Raw genomic sequence first — 6,806 nt, forward strand, 5'->3', positions numbered from 1 at the left:
GGTGAAGGTGAGCCTAACCTAAGTCCTTGCGGAGCCGAGTCGCCAAGCGGCCCAAAGCCGGGCGTAACGCCCGTCACGCGCGACGAGCTCGTCGTGCGTGCCCTGCTCGACCACGCGGCCCGCGTCGAGCACCGCGATCCGGTCCGCCGCAACGGCCTGGGTGAGCCGGTGCGCCACGAGCAGCGTCGTCCGGCCCCGGCAGGCCGCCAGCGCGGCCTTCTCCAGCTGTGCGGCGCCCTGGCTGCCCGCCTCGGCGGTCGACTCGTCCAGCACGACGACGGGGGAGCGGCCCAGCACCAGGCGGGCCAGCGCGATCTGGGCGATCTTGGTCACGTCGAGGCGTTCGCCGCCCTCGCCGACATCGGTCCGCAGCCCGTCGGGCAGTGCCTCGACCCACGAAGCCGCCCCCACCGTGCGCAACGCGGCCATCAGCTCGTCGTCCGACGCCTCCGGTGCCGCCAGCCGCAGGTCCTCGGCGAGTGGCCCGGCGAAGACGTGCGCCTCCTGCGTCAGGATGCTCACCAACGCCCGTGCGCCCGCCTCGTCGACGTCGGCCAGATCGGTCGGACCGATGTGGACCGACCCGGTCAAGGGAGTTCCGGTGCCCGCGACCAAAGCGGCCAGCGTCGTCTTGCCCGCGCCCGTCGCGCCGACGAGCGCCAGCGACGTTCCCGCGGGGATCTCCAGGTCGACGTCCCGCAGCACCAGGTGGTCGGATTCGGGGTAGGCGAAGGAAAGCCCGTGCACCGACACCGGGAGCGGCGCGGCGTTCACGTCGACGGCGGCCGCGCTGCGCACGAGCTGGTCGCCGTCGGACTCGGAGAGCACGCCGACCAGCCGGGTCAGGCCCGCGCCGGACTTCTGCGCCTCGTCGAAGAACGCCATGATCAGCCCGAGCGGGTTGAACAACCGGTGGAACAGCAACGCGGCCACAGACACCTGGCCCAGCGTCGACTGCCCGCCGCTGACGAGGAGGTAGCCGACCACGATGATCAGCCCGAGGCCGATGAACTCGGCGCGGTTCTCCCTGCCGATGAACCGGCCGAAGAACCGGAAGACGTCGATGCCGATGTTGCGCACCCGCCACGACTCGGCGGTGACCCGGTCGCGGAACACGCTTTCCAGCCGGTACGCCCGCACGGTGTCGATCCCGTCGAGCCCGCTGATCAACGCCTGCGCGCGGTCGGCCTGCGCCTCCGAGCGGGCCCGGTAGAGCGGCTGCGAGCGCGGCAGGTACCAGCGCAACGCCCACCAGTAGGCGGGAAGTGCCATCGCACCGGCGATCCCGAGCCGCCAGTCGAGGCCGAACATGCCGGCCGTGGCGATCACGACCAGCACGGTCGCGCTGAAGATCGTCGGGATCGCGGTGCGGAAACCCTTGGAGATGACGGCGACGTCGTCGCCCACGCGGGACAGCACGTCACCGCGGCCGACCTGCTCGATCCGCGCGCTCGGCAGCCCGAGCACCGCGCGCACGGCGCCTTCCCGCAGCTGTGCCAGCAGGTCCGCGCCCACGCGGCCGACCAGGTAGGTCGACACGGCGGTCATGACGGCACCCCCGAGCGCGGCCAGGACCGTGGTGACGCCGATCGACCACAGGATCGCCGAGGGACGCCCCTGCTGGACGCCGTCCACGACCGTGCCGAGCAGGAACACCGGCACGACCTGCAGCACCGCCCCGGCCACCGTCGCCAGCACGGTGGCGATCGGCAGCAGCGGGGTGGTGCGGCAGCGGTCGTACACCCAGCGAAGGGCCTCCCGTCCGGTCGCCGTGCGCAGGATGGTCACGGGCGCGGACGCAGTGCTGGTCACCGTTCAGAGGCCTTTCGCGGGGGTTGAGCGGTACTACTTGGCCGACTTCGCGATCTCGTCGATCGCGTAGGGCAGCGAGGCGAGCGTGGCCTGCGACATCGCGGCACCGATCGCGGGGCCCTCGCTGTCGAGCAGCCAGGACACCTTGCCGTTCTTGACCGCCGGCAGGTTCGCGAACAGCTCGAACGCCTTCAGCTTGTCCGCGTCGGCCTTGTCGGCGATCACGAAGATGCGGTCGACGTTCATCACGTCGATGCGCTCGGGGGACAGCGTCGTGAAGAACTTGCCGCCCGCGATCTCGTCGATCTTCGTGTTGCCCTTGAAGCCGATGCCCGTGACGAGCTGGCTGCGCACGTCGGTCGTGGCGAACGGCGCAACGGCGTCCTTGTACCAGGAGGTGACGACCGCGGTCTGGTTCGCCCATTCCGGGTTGGCCTTCTTGATCTCGGCCATCTTGTCGTCGATCGAGGAGATGATCTTCTCACCCTCGGCCTGCTTGCCCAGCGCCTTCGCGATCTGCAGGGTGGTGTCCTGCCACTTGCCGCTGAACGGCTCCTTCTCGGCCTTGGGGCGCGTGACCGTCGGGGCGATCTTGCTGAGCTTGTCGTACCAGGCCTGGTCGGCCTCGGAGTAGACCGCGACGATCAGGTCGGGGCGCAGCTGCGCGATCTTCTCGTAGTTCGGCTCGGTGTCGCCGTTCTTCATGACGACCTCGGGCTTGGTCGAACCCCACTTCTCCTTCACCCACGGCCACTGGGTGTTGACGTCGGGGCTGGTGCCCTCGGGGTTCGGGTACTGGTCGACCATGCCGACGGGCACGGTGCCCAGCGCGAGCATCGTCTGCTCGTCGGTGTAACCGAGGGAGACGACCCGCTTCGGGGCCTCCTTGATCTCGGTCGTGCCGAAGAAGTGCTCGACCTTCGTCGGGAACGTGCCACCGCTCGCGTTGCTGCCCTCGGGCGTCGACGCCGGCTGGGAAGAGCCGCACCCGGCGAGCACGCTGCCGCCGACGACCACGGCCGCGGCCACAGCGGTCAGCCGCTTCCAGGTCATGGCTGTTCTCGGACGGTTGAAGCCCATTCGGCACCTCGTTCTTCGCTGCCCACGCGGCGGGGAAATTAGGACAGCCGAACCTTATCACCTAGTTAGGGCAGGCTAACCTAGTCCTTGGTCACGCTTCGGCACCACGTGCGTCCGGCCGATCGGCACGATCAACGGCCGCTCGCTGACCGGGTCGTCGATGACCTTCGCCTGCAGCCCGAACGTGTCCAGGAGCAGCTCGCTCGTGATCACCTCGCTCGGGTGGCCCTGCGCGACGATCTTCCCCGACCTCATCACGATCAGGTTGTCGCTGTAGCGCACGGCCAGGTTCAGGTCGTGCAGGACCATCACGACCGTGCAGCCGCCCTCGTGCAGGTCGTCGACCAGGTCGATCACGTCGATCGCGTGCGCCAGGTCGAGGTAGGTCGTCGGCTCGTCCAGCAGCAGCAGATCGGTGCCCTGCGCGAGCGTCATGGAGATCCACACCCGTTGCCGCTGGCCGCCGGAGAGCGAGTCGACCGGCCGGTGCGCCAGGTCCGCGACACCGGTCATCTCCAGCGCCTTCGCCACGATCTGCGCGTCGTCGGAGGACCACTGCCGCACCCAGCTCTGGTGCGGGTGCCGGCCGCGGGCGACCAGATCGGCGACTGTCAGCCCCTCCGGCGCGATCGGGGTCTGCGGCAGCAGGCCCATTCGCTTCGCGACGTCCTTCGTCTTCAGGCGCGCGATGTCGTGGCCGTCCAGCAGCACCGTCCCCTGGCGCGGTTTGAGCAGCCGCGACAGCGTCCGCAGCAGCGTCGACTTGCCGCAGCCGTTCGGGCCGATGACCGTGGTGATCACCCCGGTCGGGATGGCGACGTCGAGGTTGTCGAGCACGACGCGGTCGGCGTACCCGACCGTGACGCCCTCGGCACCCAGTCGGGCGGCATCGTTGCGCAGCGCGGTCATAGGTCAACCTTACTTAAGTGAGGCTGACCTCAGGCAGGCCGCTTCACGTTCGCGCGCACGAGCAGGTAGACGAGGAACGGCCCGCCGATCATGGCGGTCACGATGCCGACCGGCAGGTCGTTGGGCAGCACCTGCCGCGCGATCAGGTCGGAGCCGATCAGCAGCAGCGCGCCGAACAGGCCGGACGCGACCAGTGGCGGCACCGGCGTGCGCAGCAGCCGCGTCGTGATCTGCGGGGCGACCAGCGCGACGAACGGCACCGGTCCCGCCGCCGACACCGCGACACCAGCGAGCAGCACCGCGCACAGCAGCAGCACCGCGCGCACGAGCGAATGCCGTACACCGAGCCCGGCGGCGACGTCGTCCCCGAAGTGCATGGGCCGCAGGTGGAACGCGACCGCCAGCACGACCACGACCAGCGCGATCGTGATCCACAGCGTCGTCCACACCTCGGTCCACGACCGCGAGTCGAGCGACCCGACCAGCCACGACTGCGCACGGGCGACGTCACGGATGTCGGCCAGCACCAGCAGCCACGTCGTCAGCGCCGTCATCACCGCGCTGACCGCGACACCGATCAGGATCAGCCGGAACCCGTCGATGCCCTTGTTCCAGGCCAGGAAGTACACCAGCAACCCGGTCCCGAGCCCGCCGGCCAGCGCCGCCACCGGCAGCCCGATCGACGAGCCGAGCGCCGCGCCACCCGACGTCGTCACCACGAAGATCGCGGTCGCGCTGGCCCCCGCGGTGATGCCCAGCACGTCCGGGCTCGCGAGCGCGTTGCGGGCGATCGACTGGGTGAGCGCGCCGGAGATGCCGAGCGCGACGCCGACGACCAGCCCGACCAGCGCCCGCGGCATCCGCAGGTCCATGACCACGAACTCGTCGACCCGCTCGCCCTGCCCGAAGATCGTGCTGATCACCGCGGGCAGGCCGATGACGAAGTCGCCGATCGCGATCGACACGCAGAACACCAGGAACGTGGCGACCGCCAGCAGCACCGTGGCGAGCACGAGCCACGGCCGCCAGACCCAGGACCAGCCGCCGATCCGGACCCCCGCGTGCAGGTCGTCCGCGCCCGTCTTGTGTGAGGTGCTCACGCCTGCCTGAACCTTCCGAGCCACACCAGCGCCGCGAAGAACGGTGCACCGAGAAGAGCGACGACGATGCCCGCCTGCAACTCGGCCGGGCGCACGACCAGCCGACCGGCGATGTCCGCGATCAGCAGCACGATCCCGCCGAGCAACCCCGCGTACGGCACCAGGAACCGGTAGTCGGGCCCCGTGATCCACCGCGCGATGTGCGCGACCATCAACCCCAGGAACGCGATCGGCCCGCACGCCGCCGTGGCCGCCCCGGCGAGCAACGTGATCGCCACGACCCCGACGGTCCGCCCGGCCACGATGTTGACGCCCAGCCCGCGCGCCACGTCGTCACCGAGGTTGAGCAGGTTGAGCGCCGGCAGGTTGACCGCGGCCAGCAGCAGCCCGACACCGATGAACGCGGCGGCGGCCGCGATGACGTTCCAGCCGACGCCCTGCACCGACCCGGCGTTCCAGAACCGCAGCACGTCCAGCGACGCCTTGTCCTGCAACGCCACCGCCGTCGTCATCGCGGCGAGGAAGATCGTGACACCCTGCCCGGCCAGCGCCAGCGTCAGCGGGTTGCCCGCGCCCCGGCCCAGACTCGACAGGCCGAACACGACCACACCGGCCGCCGCCGCACCGAGGAACGCGAACCACAGGTACTGCAACGGGTTCTGCAGCCCGAACAGGTAGACCGCGAGCACCACGGCGAACGAGGCGCCGGTGTTGACCCCCAGCAGTCCGGTGTCCGCGATGGGGTTGCGGGTGTGACCCTGGATCAACGCACCGGCCACCCCGAGCGCCAGCCCCGCCACGACCGCGAGGACCGTGCGCGGAATCCGCGACGTGTGGATGATCAGCGCGATCTCGGTCAGCCGCTGGTCGGTGCCGGGATCGCCGAACATCCCCCGCCACACCTCCGCGGGGCTGAGCCCCCGCGCGCCGACGACCAGGGAGAGCACCGCGGCGGCGGCGAGCAGGACCACCAGGAGGACGAGCCCCAGCACCCTGCGCCTGCGCGGCCCGGCAACCGCACCGCCCGGTGCGGGGTCGACGCCGCGTTGCTCCACCACGATGCTCACGACCGGCTACGTTAGCTCACCCTTACCTAACCGCGTGACGCGCCTCGATCGCCTGGGCGGTCTTGGCCAGCGCCCCGCCCAGCACCTGCTTGCCGAACAGCCCGAGCACGAACCCGAGCACACGCCCCTTGAGGTTCTTGCCCTCCCGCACCACCTCGGCGTGCACGAGCGTCGTGCCGTCGGCCTGACGCGTGAAGGTGTACGTATGACCCGACCGGCCACCCCACACGTTCGACTCGACGGTGGTGAGCACGACGCGGCCCAGGTCCGACCAGTCGTAGTGCAAGCGCTCCCAGACACCGCCGTTGCCCTCGGTCACGTCCGCGAAGCCCTCGCCCCGGTCGTGGACCACCAGGTCGGCGTCGGCGCTGTTGGGGAACAGCTCTTGGCGGCCAGGCCCGAAGTCGGTGAGCCCGGCGACGAACTGCTCTGGCGTCGCGGTGGTCTGCTGCTGGAGGCGGATCGTGGACACTTCGTGTGCTCCTCAGGTCGTTGCTGACTGAGAACAACCCTCGTCGTTCCGGCCGCCCGTCGCCCCCGTGAGACACCCTGGTCCACCGCACCCCGGCACCCCCTGGGGTCCCGGCGGCCCTTGCGCACGCACGCACGCCGCACGCACGCCGCACGCACGCCGCACGCCGCACGCCGCACGCCGCACGCACGCACGCCGCACGCCGCGTGTCGCACGCACGCTGGTGTGCCGCACGCACGGCACGTGCACGGTGCGCGCCGCGTGTCGCACCGACGCCGCCCTGATGCCGCACGCCCGCACGCCGGCCGCCCCCACGGCGTGCGCGCCGCTCATCCCCGCCCGCCGACCGCCCGCGCCCGCCGACCG

The 6,806-nt window shown here is 70.9% G+C and carries 6 protein-coding genes and 1 pseudogene; 1 reads left to right on the forward strand and 6 read right to left on the reverse strand.

Going from position 1 to position 6,806, the window contains the following annotated elements:
• Nucleotides 1–18: 18 nt before the first annotated feature.
• The 6 genes from ADL03_RS31115 to ADL03_RS31140 all read right to left on the reverse strand — a co-directional run bounded on the left by ADL03_RS31115 (nt 19) and on the right by ADL03_RS31140 (nt 6,440).
• Entirely contained in the window at nt 19–1,812 is a 1,794-nt protein-coding gene (locus ADL03_RS31115; protein ID WP_053737150.1) for an ABC transporter ATP-binding protein, read from the reverse strand.
• Between the two features lie 33 nt (nt 1,813–1,845).
• Entirely contained in the window at nt 1,846–2,865 is a 1,020-nt protein-coding gene (locus tag ADL03_RS31120; protein WP_197288797.1) for an iron-siderophore ABC transporter substrate-binding protein, read from the reverse strand.
• A 102-nt stretch (nt 2,866–2,967) separates the two neighbouring features.
• A complete protein-coding gene (locus ADL03_RS31125; protein WP_053737152.1) occupies nt 2,968–3,801 on the reverse strand; it encodes an ABC transporter ATP-binding protein in 834 nt (277 codons plus the stop codon).
• 29 nt (nt 3,802–3,830) lie between these two features.
• Nucleotides 3,831–4,901 carry an iron chelate uptake ABC transporter family permease subunit gene (locus tag ADL03_RS31130; RefSeq protein WP_053737153.1) on the reverse strand — a complete coding sequence of 357 codons (1,071 nt, stop codon included), beginning with the start codon at nt 4,899–4,901 and terminating at the stop codon, nt 3,831–3,833.
• A complete protein-coding gene (locus ADL03_RS31135) occupies nt 4,898–5,968 on the reverse strand; it encodes an iron ABC transporter permease (RefSeq protein ID WP_157529503.1) in 1,071 nt (356 codons plus the stop codon). The genes ADL03_RS31130 and ADL03_RS31135 overlap by 4 nt, the downstream gene beginning before the upstream one ends.
• Before the next feature lie 22 nt (nt 5,969–5,990).
• Nucleotides 5,991–6,440, reverse strand: a complete 450-nt coding sequence (locus ADL03_RS31140) for a hypothetical protein (protein WP_053737154.1) — start codon at nt 6,438–6,440, stop codon at nt 5,991–5,993.
• A 67-nt stretch (nt 6,441–6,507) separates the two neighbouring features.
• Here ADL03_RS31140 and ADL03_RS49890 point away from each other — a divergent pair.
• Nucleotides 6,508–6,806: pseudogene (locus ADL03_RS49890) on the forward strand (hypothetical protein); the annotation flags it as partial.

The sequence above is a fragment of the Nocardia sp. NRRL S-836 genome (genome assembly GCF_001279525.1).
Classification (GTDB): domain Bacteria; phylum Actinomycetota; class Actinomycetes; order Mycobacteriales; family Pseudonocardiaceae; genus Lentzea.